This is a genomic window from Geodermatophilus sp. URMC 60, assembly GCF_053502585.1.
The window spans coordinates 2731970-2751540 of record NZ_CP199958.1 but is presented as its reverse complement, the minus strand read 5'-3'; the positions used below and the strand labels follow the sequence as shown (position 1 = coordinate 2751540).

General features: G+C 74.2%; 15 protein-coding genes. 8 read left to right on the top strand and 7 right to left on the bottom strand.

The features are described 5' to 3' along the window. Window positions 1–28: 28 nt before the first annotated feature. The 6 genes from nadA to ACWIX3_RS13085 all read right to left on the bottom strand — a co-directional run bounded on the left by nadA (window position 29) and on the right by ACWIX3_RS13085 (window position 6533). Window positions 29–1060, bottom strand: a complete 1032-nt coding sequence (nadA, locus tag ACWIX3_RS13110) for a quinolinate synthase NadA (RefSeq protein WP_448607789.1) — start codon at window positions 1058–1060, stop codon at window positions 29–31. A 106-nt stretch (window positions 1061–1166) separates the two neighbouring features. Beyond that, entirely contained in the window at window positions 1167–1310 is a 144-nt protein-coding gene (locus ACWIX3_RS13105) for a hypothetical protein (RefSeq protein WP_448607788.1), read from the bottom strand. 237 nt (window positions 1311–1547) lie between these two features. Continuing rightward, entirely contained in the window at window positions 1548–2639 is a 1092-nt protein-coding gene (locus ACWIX3_RS13100; RefSeq protein ID WP_448607787.1) for a bifunctional RNase H/acid phosphatase, read from the bottom strand. Further along, on the bottom strand, window positions 2639–3379 hold the full coding sequence (locus ACWIX3_RS13095; protein WP_448607786.1) for a zinc ribbon domain-containing protein: 741 nt from the start codon (window positions 3377–3379) through the stop codon (window positions 2639–2641). The genes ACWIX3_RS13100 and ACWIX3_RS13095 overlap by 1 nt, the downstream gene beginning before the upstream one ends. A gap of 243 nt (window positions 3380–3622) precedes the next feature. Beyond that, window positions 3623–4993, bottom strand: coding sequence for a Nif3-like dinuclear metal center hexameric protein (locus ACWIX3_RS13090; protein WP_448607785.1), 1371 nt, complete (start codon window positions 4991–4993; stop codon window positions 3623–3625). A 157-nt stretch (window positions 4994–5150) separates the two neighbouring features. Continuing rightward, a complete protein-coding gene (locus ACWIX3_RS13085; RefSeq protein WP_448607784.1) occupies window positions 5151–6533 on the bottom strand; it encodes an NAD(P)/FAD-dependent oxidoreductase in 1383 nt (460 codons plus the stop codon). Between the two features lie 136 nt (window positions 6534–6669). Here ACWIX3_RS13085 and ACWIX3_RS13080 point away from each other — a divergent pair, with 136 nt between their 5' ends. The 4 genes from ACWIX3_RS13080 to ACWIX3_RS13065 all read left to right on the top strand — a co-directional run bounded on the left by ACWIX3_RS13080 (window position 6670) and on the right by ACWIX3_RS13065 (window position 12137). Beyond that, window positions 6670–8619, top strand: a complete 1950-nt coding sequence (locus tag ACWIX3_RS13080) for an FUSC family protein (protein WP_448607783.1) — start codon at window positions 6670–6672, stop codon at window positions 8617–8619. A 29-nt stretch (window positions 8620–8648) separates the two neighbouring features. Beyond that, complete coding sequence (locus ACWIX3_RS13075) at window positions 8649–9563, top strand: alpha/beta fold hydrolase (protein ID WP_448607782.1); 915 nt, start codon at window positions 8649–8651, stop codon at window positions 9561–9563. A gap of 133 nt (window positions 9564–9696) precedes the next feature. Next, on the top strand, window positions 9697–11100 hold the full coding sequence (locus tag ACWIX3_RS13070) for a WS/DGAT/MGAT family O-acyltransferase (protein WP_448607781.1): 1404 nt from the start codon (window positions 9697–9699) through the stop codon (window positions 11098–11100). 38 nt (window positions 11101–11138) lie between these two features. Further along, window positions 11139–12137, top strand: a complete 999-nt coding sequence (locus ACWIX3_RS13065; RefSeq protein ID WP_448607780.1) for an NAD-dependent epimerase/dehydratase family protein — start codon at window positions 11139–11141, stop codon at window positions 12135–12137. Between the two features lie 3 nt (window positions 12138–12140). Here the strand turns inward: ACWIX3_RS13065 and ACWIX3_RS13060 are convergent, their stop codons facing one another. After that, window positions 12141–13055: an alpha/beta fold hydrolase gene (locus ACWIX3_RS13060; RefSeq protein ID WP_448607779.1), complete on the bottom strand. Its 915-nt coding sequence runs from the start codon at window positions 13053–13055 to the stop codon at window positions 12141–12143. 186 nt (window positions 13056–13241) lie between these two features. On the opposite strand from ACWIX3_RS13060, the gene ACWIX3_RS13055 reads away from it, so the two are divergent. The 4 genes from ACWIX3_RS13055 to ACWIX3_RS13040 all read left to right on the top strand — a co-directional run bounded on the left by ACWIX3_RS13055 (window position 13242) and on the right by ACWIX3_RS13040 (window position 19530). Next, window positions 13242–14036: an esterase/lipase family protein gene (locus ACWIX3_RS13055; RefSeq protein WP_448607778.1), complete on the top strand. Its 795-nt coding sequence runs from the start codon at window positions 13242–13244 to the stop codon at window positions 14034–14036. 807 nt (window positions 14037–14843) lie between these two features. After that, window positions 14844–15257 (top strand): hypothetical protein, encoded by a 414-nt coding sequence (locus ACWIX3_RS13050; RefSeq protein WP_448607777.1) that lies wholly within the window; start codon window positions 14844–14846, stop codon window positions 15255–15257. Window positions 15258–15273: 16 nt separating this feature from the next. Next, window positions 15274–16137, top strand: a complete 864-nt coding sequence (locus ACWIX3_RS13045; protein WP_448607776.1) for an alpha/beta fold hydrolase — start codon at window positions 15274–15276, stop codon at window positions 16135–16137. Window positions 16138–16941: 804 nt separating this feature from the next. Then, on the top strand, window positions 16942–19530 hold the full coding sequence (locus tag ACWIX3_RS13040; protein WP_448607775.1) for a TIR domain-containing protein: 2589 nt from the start codon (window positions 16942–16944) through the stop codon (window positions 19528–19530). The last annotated feature ends 41 nt before the right edge of the window (window positions 19531–19571 follow it).

Below are 19571 nucleotides of genomic sequence, written 5' to 3'. Positions count from 1 at the left end.
CCACGAAGCGCGGGAGGACGGGGTCCTCTCACTCGCCGCCGCGGCCGGGCTCCCCGATCGCGATCATCGCCTCCACGGCACGTCGGGCCCGGGCGGCGGTCCCGGCGTCGACGTCCACCGCACCCTCGCCGGTGCGCAGGGTCTGCAGCAGCTTGGCCGGCGTGATCATCTTCATGTAGCGGCAGGCGGCGCGGTCGTTCATCGGGATGAACTGCGTCCCGGTGTTGAGCGCCCGCAGCTGGTGCAGGATGCCGACCTCGGTGGCCACCAGCACCTGACCGGCCTTCGTGCTGGCCGCCTGCTCGACCATGCCGCCGGTGGAGAGCACCCGCGTGCGCTCGGCCGGCAGGTCGCCGTGGCTGACCAGGTCGAGCACCGAGGTGGTGCACCCGCACTCGGGGTGCACGAGGATCTCGGCGTCCGGGTGGGCGGCCACCTGCGCGCGGACGTCGGAGGGGCTGATGCCGGCGTGCACGTGGCACTCCCCCGCCCACACGTGGACGTTCTCCCGGCCGGTCACGCGCTTGACGTGCGCGCCCAGGAACTGGTCGGGGCAGAAGAGGATCTCGCGGTCCTCGGGGATCGACCGGACCACGTCGGCGGCGTTGGAGGACGTGCAGCAGATGTCGGTCTCGGCCTTCACCGCCGCGGTGGTGTTGACGTAGCTGACGACGACGGCGCCGGGGTGCTCGGCCTTCCACTCGCGCAGCTGCCCGGCGGTGATCGAGTCGGCCAGCGAGCAGCCGGCCTCGTGGTCGGGCAGCAGCACGGTCTTGTCCGGCGAGAGGATCTTCGCGGTCTCGGCCATGAAGTGGACGCCGCAGAAGACGATCTCGCGGGCGTCGGTCTGCGCCGCGACCCGCGACAGGTACAGGGAGTCGCCGGTGACGTGGGCGACGTCCTGGATCTCGGGCACCTGGTAGTTGTGCGCCAGGATCACCGCGCCGCGCTCCTCGGCCAGCCGGCGGACCTCCGCGGCCCACGTCTCGTACTCGGCCGGCGAGAGGGTGCGCTCGTCGCCGGCGACGGCGGGGGTGGCGGGCGCGATGGTGGCGGTCACGGAGCTCCTCGGCTGGGTGGGGTGCGGCCACATGGTCCCTCGCGCGGAACGGCGGCTGTGGCGCGGGGCACCGCGTGCAACGCCGCCCCGCCGTCCGCCCTTCCCGTCACCGCCGGACGTCGTAGAGCAGGTGGGTGACCCGCCGGCCCTCCACCACCCGCGGGTCCTCGAGGAGCACCTCGGCGGAGCCGTCGGAGCCGAAGAACGGCCGGCCGGAGCCGAGCACGACGGGCACCAGGTCGAGCACCACCCGGTCGATGAGCCCCTCCTGGAACGCCCGGCCGCGACGTCCCCCGCGGCCACGGACACGTCGCCGTCACCGGCGAGGTCCCTGCCTGCTCGATGGCGCTGCGGACGTCGGGGCCGAAGGTGAACGGGGCGGTGCCCAGGTGCGGCCAGTCCGCCACCGGCCGGTGGGTGACGACGACGACGTGCTCACCGGCCGGCGGCACGCCCTCCCAGCCGTCGGTAACTCATCGGTTGAGGACTAGCGCAGGTGGCCGGTGTCGTTGACCAGGCGGACGACGGCCCGCCCGTCGGAGCGCCAGGCGACGGTGCTCAGGGACGCCGCCTCGAGGAAGACCCGGTGGACGACGTCGTCGGGCACGTCGAGGCCGGCGGCGAGCAGCAGCTTGATCGGTGTCACGTGGGTGACGACGAGCACCGTCCTCCCGGCGTGCCCGCGCAGGATGCGGGCACGGGCTCGGGCGACCCGGTCGCTCACGCCGGCGATCGACTCCCCGCCGGGCGCCGCGACGGTGATGTCCTCGGCGAAGCGCCGGGCGGCCAGCGGGTACCGCTGCCGGGCCTCCTCGGCGGTGAGGCCCTCGAGGTCGCCGAAGTCCAGCTCCACCAGGTCGTCGTCGTACTCCACCGGCAGCCCGAGCACCGCGGCGACCACCTCGGCGGTCTCCCGGGTGCGCCGCAGCGGCGAGGCCACGATGACGTCGATGCCGAGCTCCCCAGCCCGTTTCGCCGCGGCCTCCGCCTCGGCACGGCCGGTGGCCGACAGCGGCAGGTCGTTACGGCCGCTGTAACGACGCTCCGGTGTGTGCTCGGTGCGGCCGTGCCGCAGCAGGTGCGTCACCGTGGTGACGGCGGGCGCGCGGGGGGCCACCGGCTGGACGTCGTCCCCGGCGGTGGTCGGCTCGGCGGCGAGGTCGCGGTGCACCGGCCGGCCGTCCATCGCGCTGTTGGCCAGCGCGTCGGCGGCGCCGTTCTGCGCGCGCGGCACCCAGGTGTAGCGGACGCTGCCCAGTTGCCGGGCGATCTGCCGGGCCTGCAGCGCCAGCTTCTGCATGTCGGGGTGCTTGACCTTCCAGCGACCCGACATCTGCTCGACGACGAGCTTGGAGTCCATCCGCACCTCGACGTCCGCGGTCGGGTCGAGGTCGAGCGCGGCCTGCAGCCCGGCGACCAGGCCGCCGTACTCGGCGACGTTGTTGGTGGCCCGCCCGACGGACTCGGCCCGTTCCGCCAGCACCTTCCCGGTCGTCGCATCCCGCACGAGAGCGCCGTAACCGGCCGGGCCGGGATTGCCGCGCGAGCCACCGTCGGCCTCGACGACCAGCCTGCGCATCAGAGGCCCGACTCGGCGGTGCGCACCAGGATCCGGCCGCAGTTGTCGCACCGGACCACCTCGTGGGGGTCGGCGTTGCGGACGGCGGCGAGCTCCTTCCCGAACAGCTCGATGCGGCAGCCCTGGCACTGGCGGGCCTTGAGCACCGCCGCGCCGGTGCCGCCGGTCTGGGTGCGGATCCGCTCGTAGAGCGCCAGCAGGTCGGCGGGGATGCGAGCGGCGGCCTCGGCGCGGGCGGCCTCGTGCTTCGCCGTCCCGTCGGCGATGTCGGCCAGGGCGTCGTCGCGCAGCTGCCCGGCTCGCTCCAGCTCGGCCTTCGCCGTCCCGTGGCCCTGCTGCGCCTCGCTGAGCGCGGCCTCGGCGGTCTCGAGCTGTTCCATGAGCTCGAGCTCCTGGTCCTCCAGGTCCGACTGCCGCCGCGCCAGGGACTGCATCTCGTGCTGCAGGTCGGTCATCTGCTTGGCCGAGACGCTGCCGGAGTCCAGCAGGCCCTGGTCGCGGGTCACCCGCGCGCGCACCGTCTCGACGTCGCCCTCGAGCCGCTTGACCTCCCGCTGCAGGTCGCGCACGTCGGTCTCGATGCGCACCACGGCGGTGGCCAGTTCCCGCTCCGCCTGGGCCGCGGTCTCGACCGCGGCGTTCTCGGGGAGGGTGCGCCGGCGGTGGGCCAGCTGGCCCAGGGCGACGTCCTCGGCGGCGAGGGCCAGGAGCTTCTGCTGGTCGAAGTGGTCGGCCTTCACCCGCTCAACCTACCGGGGCACCGCCCCGGTCCCGGCCCCCGTGCAGGGCCCCGCCGCGAGCTCGCGAGTGGCGGGGGGCACGGGGGTCCTCCCACCACCTGCGGGCCGAGCTCTCCCCCGCCGCTCCCGGTGGCCGACTCCAGCGGGGCGGGCAGCTCCCGGAAGGCGTCCGCCCGACCGGCGGTCCGGTCAGGTGCCGGAGTCCCGCCCGCCCAGCCCCGTCCGGCCGCGGCTGCGACCGGGTCAGCGGCTGGCCCCGGCGTGCGCGGTCCACGGGTCGGTGCGCCGCCGGGACACGGCGACCTCCACCCGGCCGGACAGGTCCCGGGCGAGGACGTCGGCCGCCACCGGCAGCCAGGGCCACTCGGAGGCGAAGTGCGCCACGTCACAGACAGCCGGGCCGCGCATCTCCTGCGCCTCCGACACGGGGTGGTGCCGCAGGTCGCTGGTGAGGAGGACGTCGGCGCCGGCCGCCGCGGCGGCGGGCAGCAGCGAGCCGCCGCTGCCGCCGCAGACGGCGACGGTCTCGATGCGGCGTCCGGGGTCGCCCGCCGCGCGGACGCCGCCGACGGTCTCGGGGAGGGCTGCCGCCACGTGCTCGGCGAACTCCGCGAGGGTCACCGGCTCGGGGAGCCGGCCGACGCGGCCGAGCCCGGCCCGGGGGTCGCCCGCGGCCGGCTGGAGCGGGCCGGTGCCGACGAGGCCGAGCGCGGCGGCGAGGGCGTCGTTCACGCCGGAGCCCGGTGCGCGGTCGGCGTTCGTGTGGGCGACGAACAGCCCCGCGCCGGACCGGACCAGGCGGTGCACCAGGCGGCCCTTCGGGTCGTCGGCCGGAACGCCGTGGACGGCGGTCAGGAACAGCGGGTGGTGGGTGACGAGCAGCTGGGCGCCGGTCTTGATGACCTCGTCGACGACGGCGGCCACCGGGTCGACGGCGAACAGCACCTTCTCCACCGGTTCGCCCGGATCCCCGCAGACCAGCCCGACGGCGTCCCAGTCCTCGGCCAGCGCGGGGTCGTAGCGCGCCTCCAGCGCGGCGACGACCTCCCCCAGTGTCACGGTCACCGCGGCAGCGTAGGTCGGCCCGGTCCGGCTCCGGGCCGCGACGAGGCCGTGATCGACACCGCCGGGGGCCCTGTCGGCGCGGGCACGGGCGCCGGCAGCAGGGGGCCGGCCGACCGGCTGCACCGGCCGGGCCATGGCGACGCGGCGGCCGTGCCGGGTCAGGCCGAGCTCCACCTCGTGCTGGGCGAGTGCGTCGAGCTCGGGCCCGAGGTCGTCGGTTCCCCGCCACCCGTGCCGGGCGTACCAGGGCGCGTTCCACGGCACGTCGGCGTAGGTGAGCAGGGTGACCCGCCGCGCGCCGGCCGCCCGGGCCGCGTCGACCGAGGCCGACAGCAGCGCAGCACCCACTCCCCGCCGCATCGCCGAGGGGTGCACCGACAGCTGCTCGAGGTGCACGTCGCCGTCCACCCGTTCCAGGACGGCGAACCCGACCACCGGCCGCCCGACGACCAGCACCCGCCACGCGACGGCCCGGGACGAGGCGGGCTCGGGAGCCGGCAGGTCCAGCACGCCCCGCGCCCGGAACAGCTCGTCGGCGGCCCCCTCCACGGCCGGGAGCTCGAGCAGGTCGGCGGCCGAGGCGACCCGGACGACGACACCGCTTCCGCGCGCAGCATCCCGGAGGCAGGGCCGCGCGAGGGCACCGCGCGGTCGCGGCGCACCCGGGGAGGGAGCGCCGCGACCGCGCAGCACGGCCGGTCGGCCCTCAGACGCCGGCCGGCACCGGACGCCGGGCGTCCACCGGGGGACGGCGCGACGCCCGCACGACCCGGGCTAGGAGCGCCGGCGACATCAGGCTGGACGGCGCCGCCTCGAGGTTGGCCACCCGCAGGAACGCCGTCCCCACCGCGGGGTCGACGGCGGCCGCGCGCTGCACCCGCGCGACGTAGCCGTTGAGCAGCCGCGTGCGCCGGTCCACCGGTCCGGGGACGCCGGGGAACCGCCGGTCGCCGCCCGCGGCGATCTGCCACGGGACGTCGACGATCGGCGCGCAGGCCTGCCAGAACTCCTGGGCCAGCGAGGGCCGGTCCAGCCCCCGGCGGAGGACGTCGCGCAGCGCGAGCGCCTCCAGGCACGCCACCGTCATCCCCTGCCCGTAGACGGGGTTGAAGCTGCAGATGGCGTCGCCGGTGACGAGCAGCCCCCGCGGCGAGCGCGCCAGCCGCTCGTACCGCCGGCGCACCGACGCCGGGAACCGGAAGCGCCGCGGCTCGTCGAGGGGCACGGCGGAGCGGATGACCTCGTGCAGCACCGGCGAGGGCAGGGTCGCGGCGTAGGCCTCGAACCCATCCGGGTCGAGCGGCGGCCGGTCCCCCAGGATCCCGCCGAGCCCGCAGATCCAGCGGTCCCCCTCCTGGGCGAGCAGGACGCCGCCCCGCGGGTTCTCCGGCGTCCCGGCCATGGCGAGCCCGAGGTCGCCGTCGAGGTGGCCGGGCTCGCGGCGGTAGTGCCGCGTGGCGTAGGCGACGTCCACCTCCACCCGCTCCTCCTCCGGCGGCTCGAAGCCCAGCGCGGACAGCCACTCCGGCGCCGACGACTGCCGGCCGGACGCGTCGACGACGAGGTCGGCGTCCCACCGGCGGACGGAGCCCGCCGGGTCGTCGCGGACCACCCCGGCGACGCCGGTCACCCGGCCGGTCCCGTCGTGGTCGAGGGACCGGACGACGACCCGCTCGCAGACGCTGACCCGCGGGTCGGCCAGGACACGGCGGCGTACCTCCCGCTCGAGCAGCGGCCGGCTCACCAGCAGGCCGCTCAGCCCCGACGTGCCCTTGGCCATCGGCACACCCGCGTTGATCCAGCGGAAGTCCTCCTGCATGTCGGACGACAGGGCACCCCGCGCGATGAGGTCCGCGGTCAGCCCCGGGAGGAGCTCCTCCAGCCCCCGCCGTCCCCGCGCGAGCAGCCCGTGCGCGTGCGCGGACTGCGGAACCCCGCCGCGCGGGACGGCGTCGTCCGGCAGCGTGTCGCGGTCCAGCACGACGACCTGGCCGACGTGCTCGGCCAGGACGCGGGCCGCGAGCAGCCCCGCCATGCTCGCCCCCACGACGACGGCGGTGCCGTCCCGGCCGGGAGTGGGAAGGGTCATCGGTACCTCCTGGTCGCGCCGCCCGGACAGCGGCCACTCGGAGGACGGATGCGGGACCCGCCCCGCCTGATACGTGGTCGCTGCGGAGAGCCGGTCCGACGGCGTGGAAAGCTCAGGACCCGTGGCGGAGCGGGGGTTGCGTGCACCGGCCTGGCTCGAGGAGCTGGTGCGCACGACACCACCCCCGGTGCCGTGGCGCGACGTCGTCCGCTTCGCCGTGACCGTGCCCGCGCCGCTGGCCGTCGCGGTCGCCGTGGAGGGCGGCATCGAGCCCGGCCCGGTGCTCGGCGCCGGCGTCTTCGCCACGACCGGCGCGCTCGCCGGCAGCCTCGCCCCGCAGGCCGGCCCGCTGCGCGACCGGCTGCGCCGCACCGCCGCGGCCACGGTCTTCGGCGGCATCGGGCTGCTCGTCGGCCAGTTCGCCTCCGGCGGCGGGTGGCTGCCGGTGGTCGTCGTCGCGGTGGCGGCAGCGCTGGCCGCGTTCATCAGCGCGGTGAACTCCGCACTGTCCCTCGGCTCCCTGCAGCTGCTGGTCTACACCGCCCTCGCCTCCGGGCTGGTCACGCCGCTCTCCCCCGCCGCCGAGGTCGGGTGCTTCGTCGCGGGGGCGGCGTGGGCCACGCTCACCACGCTCGTCCAGTACGCCACCGAGCCCGGCGACCCCGACCGGACGGCGGTCGCGACCGTCTTCACCCGCATCGGCGAGCTGCTCGCCGCGGCCGGGACGCCGCAGGCCGAGGACGCGCGCCGGGAGCTGACCACCGCCCTCAACGACGCCTACGACCGGGTCATCCGCTCGCGCAGCCGCAGCGCCGGGCGCAGCCGCGCGCTCTCCGAGCTGGCCGGCGTCCTCAACGCGGCCGCGCCGCTGGTCGAGGGCGCGGTGGCCACCGCCCGCGCCGGGGTGCCCGCCGACCCGCAGGACGTCGGCGCCGTGCACGCCCTCTCGGCCGCGGTGGCCGGCCGGCAGGAGCTGCCCGGGGAGCGGCCCGAGCCCCTGCAGGAGGGCGAGCCCATCCGGCGGGCGGTGCGCCACGGGCTGCGGCTGGCGTGGAACGTCGTCGGCGACCCCGAGGAGCGGGCCGGCGCCGCGGTCCCCCAGCCACGGCCGGACTGGCGTCTGCGCCTGCACGACCTCGTCGACCGCACCGTGGGCAGCCCCGACACCCGCGCCTTCGCCGTCCGCCTCGCGCTGTGCATGACGATCGCCGAGATCGCCCGCCAGTACCTGCCGATCGAGCGCCCCTACTGGGTGCTGCTCACCGTCGCGATCGTGCTCAAGCCCGACTTCGGGTCGGTGTTCACCCGCGCCGTCCAGCGGGGCGCCGGCACGCTGGTCGGCGTCCTCCTCGGCTCGCTGCTGCTGGCCGCGCTGCCGCGCAACGCGTGGGTGCTGGTCGCCATGGCCGCGGCCGCGGCCCTGCTGCCGTGGGCGCGCGGCGCCAACTTCGGCCTGTTCTCGGTCTTCCAGACGCCGGTGATCATCCTGCTGCTCGACCTCGCCCTGCCCGGCGGCCCGGGGCTGGTCGGGGCGCGGCTGCTCGACACCCTCATCGGCTGCGCCATCGTGCTGGTCTTCGGCTACCTGCTGTGGCCGCAGACCTGGCGGGCACCGCTCGACGAGGCGTTGCGCGATGCCGCGCACGCCCTCGACGAGTTCGTCGAGGCGGCCTTCACCGGCAGCCCGGCCGAGCGTCGCCGGGCCCGCCGCCGCAGCTACCGCGCCCTCACCGAGCTGCAGACCCAGCTGCAGCGCCGGCTGGCCGAGCCACCCCCGGTGAGCACCCGCGCCGCCGCCTTCTGGCCGGTCATCGTGCAGCTGGAACGGACGTCGGACGCCGTCACCGAGGCCGTGATCGCCACCCGGCACGGCGAGCCGGCGCCCGACCTCGCCCAGGTCGCGGTCCTCCGCCGTGCCATCCGCGAGCTGGAGGACGACATCCGCGCGCACCGGCCGCCCGACGACGCCGAGATCCACGCCGAGGGCGTGCTCGCCCCGGTCGCCCGCGAGGTGGACGCCGCCCGCCGGCTGGTCCGCGACGCGGCCCCCGGCCGCCGGCCCGGCACCGCCGTCGCCGACGAGTAGGCCGGCGCCACCCGGGTGAGGATGGCCGGGTGACCCCCCGCGAGCTGACCGTCCGCACCGACGACGGCGTCGACCTGCACGTCGAGACCGACGGCGACGAGCGCGCCCCGCTCACCGTCGTCCTGAGTCACGGGTTCACCGCCCGGCTCGGCGAGTGGGACCTGCAACGCGACGCGCTCCGCACCCGCACCCGGCTGGTGCTGTGGGACCAGCGCGGGCACGGCCGCTCCGGCTGGACGCCGCTGACCCGGGCGACGATCGACCGCACCGGCCGCGACCTGGGGCAGGTGCTCGACGCCGTCGTCCCGGAGGGGCCGGTGGTGCTGGCCGGCCACTCGATGGGCGGGATGAGCGTGATGGCCCTGGCCCGCCAGCGCCCCGAGCTCTTCGGCCCCCGCGTCGTCGGCGCCTTCCTGCTGGCCACCTCCGCCGGGGGGCTGGTCAGCGACGGGGTCGTGGGGCTCGGGGTGCGCGTGCTGCGCGCGCTGCACCTCCTGCCGCTCTACCTGTGGCTGCTGCAGCTGTGGGCGCCGCTGCTGGAGCGCTTCCGCCGGCGGGGCACCCGGATCGGGCGCTGGTACACCCGCCGCTACCTGTTCGGCAGGGACGACGCCGACCCGGAGCAGGTCCGGAGGGTGCAGGACCTGCTCGAGGAGACGCCGTTGCCGGTGACGATGGCCTTCTACGCGACCTTCGCCGACCACGACGAGCACGCCGCGCTGCAGGTGCTCGGGCGGGTGCCGGTCACCGTGGTCGCCGCCACCCACGACCGCCTCACCCCGCTCCCCCACGGCCGGCGGCTCGCCGAGGAGATCGGCGCGTCGGCCGAACTGGTCGTCGTCGACGGCGCCGGGCACAGCGTCAACCTGACCCGCACCGCGGTCGTCGACGCGGCGTTCCTGCGGCTGCTCGACCGCGTGGAGGACGCCGCCCGGGCGGCCTGAGTCTCCGGTGGACGTGACCGGCGCCACGTGGTCGGGTAGGGGCCACCCCGCGGGGGCGACGGCGTTCCGGAAGCCCCCGGGGAGCTGCGACGACCGCCGGCCGGCGGGGTGGAGGGAGCTGACCGTGGACCGCATGAGTCCGACCGATGCCGGGTTCTACTACGCGGAGAGCGAGAACACGCCGCTGCACGTGGGCTCCGTTGCGGTGTTCGAGGGCCCGGCCCCCTCCTACGGCGACGTCGTGCGGCTGCTGCTGAGCAAGCTGCCCGCGGTGCCGCGCTACCGGCAGCGGGTGCGCACCGTGCCGATGAACCTGGGCCGCCCGCTGTGGGTCGACGACCCGCACTTCCAGATCCTGTACCACGTCCGGCACACCGCCGTCCCGAGCCCGGGCGGCGAGGAGCAGCTGCGCAACCTGGCCGGCCGCGTCCTCGGCCAGCGCCTGGACCTGGCCAAGCCCCTGTGGGAGCTGTGGCTCGTCGAGGGCCTGGAGGACGGCCGCTGGGCGCTGATCTCCAAGGTCCACCACTGCATGGTCGACGGCATCGCCGGCACCGACCTGATGCAGCTGATGTTCGACCTGGCGCCGGACGCCACGCCCGGCGAGCCGCAGGACTGGACGCCGCAGCGCAGCCCGTCGGCCCTCGAGGTCGTCGCCGGCGCCGTGCAGGACGCCGTCACCCACCCGCTGCGCGAGCTCACCCGGATCTCGGGTGGGGAGGGCGTGCGCGGCGCCGGCCGCAGCGCCGTCCAGGCCAGCCGGTCGCTGGTGACCGGCGTCCCCTCCCTGGCCCGCCAGCTGGCGACGCCGACCGCCCGCTCGCTCAACGGGCCGATCGGCCCGCACCGGCGCTGGGCCTGGGCCGACGCCGAGTTCGAGGACCTGCGGCGGGTCCGGACGGCGCTCGGCGGCACCGTCAACGACGTCGTCCTCGCCGCCATCACCCGCGGGTTCCGCGACCTGCTCGAGCGCCGCGGCTCGCTGCGCGAGGGCCTGGTCGTGCGCTCGATGGTGCCGGTCTCGGTCCGCCAGCCCGACCAGCGCGGCCAGCTGGACAACCAGGTCGCCGCGGTCTTCGTCGACCTGCCCGTCGGCGAGCGGGACCCGGTGGCCCGCTTGACCTCGGTGCGCCGGCAGATGGACGACCACAAGCAGCTCATGCAGGCCGTCGACGCCCGCTCGATCATCGCGATGGGCGACTTCGTCGCACCCACGATGCTCTCCCTCGGCGTGCGGGCCGCGCTGGCCGCCGGGCAGACGTGGTGCCAGGCCGTGACCACCAACGTGCCGGGCCCGCGGGTGCCGCTCTACGTGCTGGGCCGCCGGATGTGCTCCGCGCACGCCTACGTGCCGATCGCCGGCGGCACCCGGGTGTCGATCGGGATCTTCTCCTACCTGAGCTCGATGACCTTCGGGATCAACGCCGACTTCGACGCCTTCCCGGACGTCGACGTCCTGTCCCGCGGCATCTGCGCGGGTGTGAGCGAGCTGCTCGAGGCGGCTCAGGCGGCCGCGCCCGCCGGCGCCGCGACCTGACCGGGTTGGCCGCCGCGCCGGCCGGGTAGCCGGTCGGCGTGGCAGCCCCCGAGACCGACCTCACCGTCGCCGTCACCGGTCCCACCGGGACCTTCGGCAACGGCCTCGTCCCGCTCCTCCAGGCCGACGACCGCGTCGGGCGGATCGTCGGCATCGCGCGCCGGCCGTTCGACCCGGCCGAGCGGGGCTGGACGAAGATGGAGTACCGGCGGGGCGACGTCCGCGATCCCGCGGCCCTGCAGGAGGCCTTCGCCGGCGCCGACGTCGTCGTCCACCTGGCCTTCCTGATCACCGGCAACGCGTCCCGGGAGACCACCCGGGCGATCAACGTCGATGGCACGCTCAACGTCTTCCGCGCCGCCGCGGCCGCAGGCGCCCGCCGGTTCGTCTACGCGTCCTCGGTGGCCGCCTACGGCTGGCACCCCGACAACCCCGAGCGGATCCGCGAGGACTGGCCGGTGCGCCCGGCCGCCCGGCTGTTCTACGGCCAGGAGAAGGCCGAGCTCGAGCAGCTTCTAGACACCGAGGCCGCGACCACCCCCGACCTGGCGCTGTACCTGCTGCGCCCGCCGGTGGTGCTCGGCCCCCACGCGATCGGCGCCAAGGACGTCCTACCCGGCCCGCTCGCGCCGATCGGGCGGGCGCTGTTCAGCCGCCCGCGGCGGCTGCCGCTCCCGGTGCCGGTGCTCGCGCCGGAACTGCGGTTCCAGTTCATCCACGAGGACGACGTCGGCAGCGCGCTGCAGCTGTGCGTCGTGGGCGCCGGTCCGGCCGGGGCCTACAACATCGCCGGGGACGGCGTGCTGACCACCGCCGACGTGCTGCGCGAGTTCGGGGCGTTCCCCCTGCCCGTACCGGCCGCGCCCGCCGAGCTGGCCGCCCGCGCGGTGACCCGGGTCCCGTTCCTGCCCCCCGTCGCCGAGTGGGTGGAGGCGTTCACCCGGCCGGTGATCATGGACACCGCCAAGGCCAAGACCCAGCTGGGCTGGCGGCCGCAGCACACCGGGCGGGAGGCCCTGCGGGCGACGCTCGGGTGAGCCTCAGGGCACCCGCGCCACCGACGGCAGCCACGCCAGGACGTGCTCGGCCAGCAGCTCCGGGCACTGCAGCTGCGGCACGTGCCCGACGCCGCGCAGCTCGACGTAGCGCCAGTCCGGGTGCCGCCGGGCGACGTCCCGCGCCACCGAGACCGGCACCAGCCGGTCCTGGTCGCCGTGCACGAGCAGCACCGGCACCTGCACGCCGGCCATCGCCCGGCGGATCAGCCGCGGGTCGGCCAGCAGCAGGAGCAGCGAGCGTGCCGCGGTGAGGAACGCGCGGTCCATGCCGGAGACGTCGCGGCGCTCGTCGACCAGCGCGACCGAGCGGTCGACGAGTGACGGCGGGACGGCGTCGGGGTCGACGCCGCACAGCTCGAGCATCTCGCGGACCGTGCCCCGCGCGCCGAGCCTGCGGCGACGGCCGGCCAGGTAGCGCTGGCCCGCGCCGGGCAGGGCGTAGAGGCCGAACGCCGCCGCGACCCGGGGATCGGGACGCCCCCGCGGACCGGGCAGCGCCGGGTCGACCAGCACCAGGCCGCTCACCTTCGCCGGCGAGCGCTGCGCCTCCAGGACCGAAACCATCCCGCCCATCGAGTTGCCGACCAGCACGACCGGCCCGCCGGTCACCTCGCGGACGAAGCGGTCGAGGACGACCACGTTGTCGCGGACGTTCGCCGTCCGCTCCCCCGGCTCGCTGCGGCCGAAGCCGGGCAGGTCGAGAGCGTGCACCCGGGCGTGCGGGGTGAGCAGCGGGGCGAACAGGTCCCAGTTGAGATGCGATCCGCCCAGCCCGTGCACCAGGACGACGATCGGCCCGTCCTCCCGGCCGCCGAAGTCGACGTGGTGCACCGGGCCGTCGATGTCCACGGTGCGGTTGCGCCCGGGGGGCATCCCGGGGTGGGTCTCGGCGTCCATGTCCGTACCGTGACACGACCGCCCGCCCCTCACTCCGCCGGGTTGGCACCGCCCCCGGGATGTGTCACACCTCACGGTGAGACTGCCGATGTGTGTCCCAGGTACGTCCGCGCGTGTCACGGACGGCACCCTGTGGGTACTGGGAGTAGCCAGCCGCCCCGACGGCCGGCTGACGAGGAGGACGACGTGACGCGAGGCGATGGACCGGCTCTGCCGCTCTACCTGAGCGAACCGAGCCGGGCGATGGCCGACTTCGGCCTGTACCTGGCGGCGCGGCCGTTGATGCCACGGCTGCCGCAGGGCGACGGGCACCCGGTCCTGGTGCTGCCGGGCTTCATGGCCGACGACGCGTCGACGAGGGTCCTGCGCGCGACGCTGCGCCGGCTGGGCTACCGGGTCCACGGCTGGCGGCTGGGTCGCAACATCGGCCCCACCGGCGCCTGCGTGGCGGGGATGCGCGACCGGATCGACGACCTCAGCGACCGCTACGGCCGGCCGCTGTCCCTGGTCGGCTGGAGCCTCGGCGGCATCTTCGCCCGCGACCTGGCCCGCCGGACGCCGGACTCGGTCCGTCAGGTGATCACCCTGGGCAGCCCGTTCCGGCTCACCCGGCACAGCCAGAGCCGGGCGTCGCGGGCCTTCGACCGGTACTCCCACCTGCACGTCGAGCACCGCTCGCTGCCGCTGGAGGCCGACGGCTCACCGCTGCCGGTGCCCAGCACGTCGATCTACTCGCACTACGACGGCATCGTGCACTGGCGGACCTGCCTGGAGACCCCGGGCGAGCGCTGCGAGAACATCGCGGTCATGGCCAGCCACCTCGGTCTGGGCCACCACCCGGCGGCGCTCTGGGCGATCGCCGACCGGCTCGCCCAGCCCGAGGGCGCCTGGCGGCCGTTCCAGCCGCCGCTGTTCCTGCGCCCGGCCTTCCCGCGCCCCGCCACCCCCGAGCCTCGGGCCGACGAGGCCACCGCGGCCTGAGCCGCCGACGACGAGGGCCCGGCGACCGCGCGGTCGCCGGGCCCTCGCTGCGTCCTGGACACCGGTCGGGGACGGAGTCCGTCAGCACCCGCTGGAACGGCTCCGGCTCGACGGCGACGCCGCCGGCGCACGGCTGGTCGACCACCGGCGTCACGGGAGGTGGACCCCACGAGGGTCGTCCGACTCCGACGATCAGCGAGTCCGGTTCGGCGCCCTGCAGGCCGAAGGGCAGGGCGTACCCGGTCGTCACGACGCGGGCCCCGGTTCCGGGTCGGCCGTCGCCGGCCGTCCCTCGGTGACGACCTCAACCGCGTACTGCCGGAGCGGGCCCTAGACCTCGTCGCGCGTATCGCAGGGGAGGCGGCGCTCTCCCGATGGATGCTGCGCCAGCGTGCCGGCCCCTGGGCGACGACCTGGCACGCAGGGCCTGTCGTCGCGTCCCGACCCACTCCTCAGCGGCCTCTCGCTCCGGTGCGGGCACGAGGGACCCGGAGTAGCGTCGCGATCACCCCAGCCGGAACGGAGCGTCCGGATCGAGGTCGCGATGCAGGACCTGACGTCGTGCTCGGAGCGGTCGCCGCCGTGAGCCCGTCAACGAGGTCTGCGCGCCCTGTGCCGCTCCGGACCCCCGGTCCGTTGCGGACCCCTCGGGCCAGCACCGCCGTCACGTCCGATCGCCCCGGCGCCCCTGTCCGGTGGGCTCGCCGCGGGACGTCCTCGAGTAACCGCCCGGTCCAGGCGCCCGCGGGATCGACGGCGTTCGCCGCCCCGCGCCCGGTCCGGCACAGCCAGGTCAGGAGACCTCCAGTGACCACCACCGCTTCTTCCTCGACCGTTCCCGTCGAGGAGTGGGTTCGTTCGTTCATCGACGCCTCCGACAACGACCCGGAGATCCGAGCGCACGGCAAGTACTTCACCTGCGGCTACCTGCTCGACATGGAGAACCACCACTTCGTCGTACGGATGACCTCGGGCCGAGTGGCCGAGCTGGCAGTCGACCCGGGCCCCCTCGACGTCGGCTACCAGTTCGCGATTCGCGCCAGCGCCGAGACGTGGCGCGGTTTCGCCGCTGACATCCCGGCACCCATGTACCACGGCATCTGGGCAGCGACCTTCCGCCGGGACATGAAACTGGAGGGCGACGTGCTCGTCCTCATGCAGAACCTGCGCTGCATCACCCGCCAGATCGAACTGCTCCGCACCGTCCGCGTCCCCGTCTGATTCCTGGAGTCTTCCCATGCCACGGATCTCCCCCGTCACCGGGCGCTACGTGACCGTCGACGTCGACGACGTCCAGTACAAGGTCTTCTACCTGGAGAACGGCAGCGGTCAACCACTCCTGTGCCAGCACACCGCGGGTTGCCACAACCACCAGTGGCGCGGACTGCTAGAGGACGAGGAGATCACCAGGGACCACCGGGTCATCGCCTACGACCTCCCCCGACACGGCAAGTCCGACCCACCCGAGAACACGGAGTGGTGGAAGGAGGAGTACCGGCTGACCGCGGACCACTACACGAAGTTCATCGTCGCCCTCTGCGACGAACTGGAGCTGGACCAGCCGATCTTCATGGGGTCGTCCTTCGGCGGGAACGTGGCTCTGCAACTGGCGCTGCGGTATCCCGACCGGTTCCGGGCCGTGGTACCCGTCGAGGGCGCCGACTACTCCCCGGGCTTCTACCTGGACTGGTGGCAGCATCCGCACGCGAACGCGGCGCAGGTGTGCGCCAGCGGGGTTTGGGACCTCATGGCCCCGCAGTCCCCGGAGGCCGACCGGTGGAAGACGTGGTTCTACTACACGCAGGGCTCGGAGTCGTTCAAGGGCGACCTCTACTTCTACTCGGTCGACCACGACCTGCGGGACAAACTCGACCAGATCGACGGAGAACGGTGCCCCGTGGTCATGCTGACCGGCACCTATGACTACCTCACGACCCCGGACGACGGGCGCCGGACCGCCGAGCACATCAAGCACGCCCACTTCATCGAGATGGAGGACATCGGCCACTTCCCGATGAGCGAGAACCACGAGGTGTTCCGGCGCTATCTGCTGCAGGCGCTGGAACGGATCGGTTCCCGCCCGGCCACTGCGCAGGCCTGATCGCGGCCTCCGCGCCCCTCCGAGCCGCAGCGCCCTGCCCGGGAGGCTCCTTCTCGCGGGACCTTTCGGGGCAAGGAACTGCCGGGGGCGAGGGTGGGCGCGGCCGGGATCGAACCGGCGACCGCTCGCTTGTAAGCAGGGAACCCGCGAACGCTGTGCTGACCTGCGTCTTTGCTGCACTGCCCTGAGCATCGGGGGCAAAGTTGAGCAGTCACTGTTCGAGCTGTCTTCGGACGCCTGGGGGCGCTTGCAACCGTAGCCCTCTGGCCGCGCCAGCGACCCGTTGCCACCTCTCAGGTGACTGGACCGTCGGCGCCGCCTCCCTTCGACTCGATGTCTGGCAAGACCCTCGGAGCCTGCGCGTATCTGGCTGACTTCGTGCGGACTCCGCAGTAGCGTCGCGACAGCGACGTCCTCGGCTGCTGGATGTGGGGGTACGAGGATGGTGCGACTCTTGGAGTATCCGCTGGAGGCTGGCGGCAGCGTGCTCATCCAGGTCGAGGACGGGCACGGTGGGGACGCTGAGGTCACTCGCGGCTGGGCCGACCGGGACCGGCGCGTGCTCGAGCAGGCACGGGAGAGCTTCGAGCAGGCCGTCGCTCGGGTTCAGCCGGCCGTGCAAGGACTCGTGCGACTCGGCGAGGGAGTCGGCGCGATCGCGGTTCCCGCTCTCCGACACGGGTCACCGACGCGTCGGGTCGGCTGCTGTCCGCTGTCACCAACCACGGCCGGTTCCGCGGCGGTGGTCCGAGGAGCATGCTCGACGCGACCGCTGATGTGTCCACGGCATCTCGCCAGGTGTGCATGACCGTCCTCACGGGTCCGCGCAGCGCGGTGGACGAGTACGCCGACCTCGAGATCGGCCTCCACCGGCGCGACGCCGTCACCTGGACCGTGGAGCTCCGCTTCTCCTTGCCCCGCACCGACGCGGAGACGCAGCTGGACGTCTCCGGACCGCTGCTGGCCCACATCGATCCGCGCGAGCTCGACGCCCTCGACGACGACGAGGAGTACGGCCTGGCGCTGGGCTCGGGTCTGTTCGGCCACGGGGTCGGGGCCGCGTTCCAGACGGCGGTTGTGACCGCGCAGAGCCAGGGTGTGCGGCTGCGCGTGCGCCTGGTGATGGGCAGCAGCGCCGCCGCGCTGCACGGGCTGCGGTGGGAGACGCTGCGCAGCCCCATCGACCACTCCACGCTGCTGACGAACGAGAACGTGCTGTTCTCCCGGTACCTGAGCAGCCAGGACTGGCGCCCCGTGGGGGTCCGGCCCCGGGGGGATCTGCGGGCGCTCGCGGTGGTGGCCGGGCCCTCGGACCTCGGCTCGATCGACGCCGGACGCCCGCTGGCCCCCGTCCGCGTCGACGAGGAGCTGGCCCGTGCCCGTGAGGGGCTCGGCTCTCTGGCGTTGACCACGCTGCCCGGGTCCGCCGCCCCGACCGCGGCGAACCTGCTCGACCACGTGCGCCGCGGGGTCGACGTGCTCTACCTGGTCTGCCACGGCTACGTCGTCCGCGACGAGCCGGTGCTCCTGCTGGTCGACGAGGACGGCGACGCCGCACCGCTGCTGGCCAGTGAGCTGATCGGCCAGCTGCGGGACCTCCCCCGGCTGCCCCGGCTGGTGTTCCTGGCACCGTGCCAGAGCGCGGGCGCGGGCGCCGACCGGCGCAGCGAGGACGCCGGCGTGCTGGCCGCGCTCGGGCCCCGGCTGGCCGAGGCGGGCGTCCCCGCGGTCGTGGCGATGCAGGGCAACATCACCATGACGACCTCGGCCGCGTTCACCCGGGCCTTCTTCGACAGCCTGGACGAGGACGGGCTCGTGGACCGCGCGACCGCGGTCGCCCGGGCGGCCGTGCGGGACCGGTCGGACTGGTGGGTGCCCGCGCTGTTCATGCGGCTTAAGAGCGGACGGCTCTGGTACCAGCCCGGAACCGCTCCCGGCGGGGAGCGGTTCGACAAGTGGCCGTCGTTGGTCACCCACCTCGAGGTCGGGATGTGCACCCCGGTGATCGGGCCAGGCATCACCGACACGCTGCTGGGCACCCGCCAGGAGATGGCCAGGGAATGGGCGCAGAGCTACCGGTTCCCCATGGCGCCGCACAACCGGGAGAGCCTGCCCGAGGTAGCGCAGTACCTGTCGGTCAACCAGAACCGGAGCTACCCGCGCCTGCAGCTAGCCAGCGACCTGCGCCGCACCCTGATGGAGCGCTACCGCGACGACCTGCGCGCGGACCTACGGCGCGAGCACGCGTCCCTCGAGGACCTCATCGCGGGGGCGTGGTCAGCGCGGCACCGGCGCGAGGAGGTCGATCCCTTCTCGGTGCTGGCCCAGCTGCCGGCGCCGGTCTACATCACGACCGTGTACACCCGCCTGCTGGCTCGGGCCCTGACCGATGCTGGGCGGAGGCCGGAGGTGGAGCTCTGCCGCTGGCACGAGGACGCCGACTGGCCCGAGTCGGTGTTCGACCGCGAGCCGGGCTACCGGCCCACGCCCGAGCGCCCGCTGATCTACCACTTGCACGGAACCTTCGACGAGCCCCAGTCCCTCGTGCTGACCGAGGACGACTTCTTCGACTTCCTTAGCAGCGTAACCCGCAACCAGGACGTCGTCCCCAAGGTGGTGCGCCGGCGGCTGTCGGACTCGGCGCTCATGTTCGTGGGTTTCCGCCTCGACCAGTGGGACTTCCGCGCTCTCTACCGCAACCTGCTGAGGTCCGAGGGCGGGCGGCGGCACATCGAGTACACGCACGTGGCCGTCCAGATCGATCCGGAGGAGGGCGCCACGATCGACGCCGGGCGAGCCCGGCGGTACCTGGAGAGCTACTTCCAGAGCGCCCGCGTCTCCCTGTACTGGGGCAGCACGGAACACTTCTTTAGGGAGCTGAATGACGCCACTGGGAGAGGCGAACCAGCCTATAAGCCGAGCGTACGGAGACTCGAACTGGTGGATCGCAGTCGTGATTCACGCGACAAGCAGCAACTAGTCACAACAGGCCCAGGACACCACAGAGTCTTTCTCTGCCATTCGTCCGGGGACAAGGAACAGGTCCGAGACCTATATCATCGACTGACACAAGATGGCGTCCCATGCTGGTTCGACGAGGAGGACCTTCTGCCGGGCCAAGATTGGGAACGCGAGATCACGAAGGCACTCGCTGATTGCCGTTACGTTCTCGCCTGCCTGTCGAATGCTTCCCTCACCAAGGCTGGCTACGTACAGAAGGAGCTGAAGCGAGCTCTTGACCTTGCCGACGAACAGCCCGAGGGCTCCATTTTCCTCATCCCAGTCCGTCTCGAGAGGTGCGAGGTACCAGATCGGCTGAAACGCCTACAATGGGCAGACCTCTTCCTTCCTGGAGCTTATGAGCGACTGCTGAAGTCGCTTGAACGGGGTTGACCTACAGGCAGCCCCTACCAAGGCTCTGCCGCGTCCGTGGG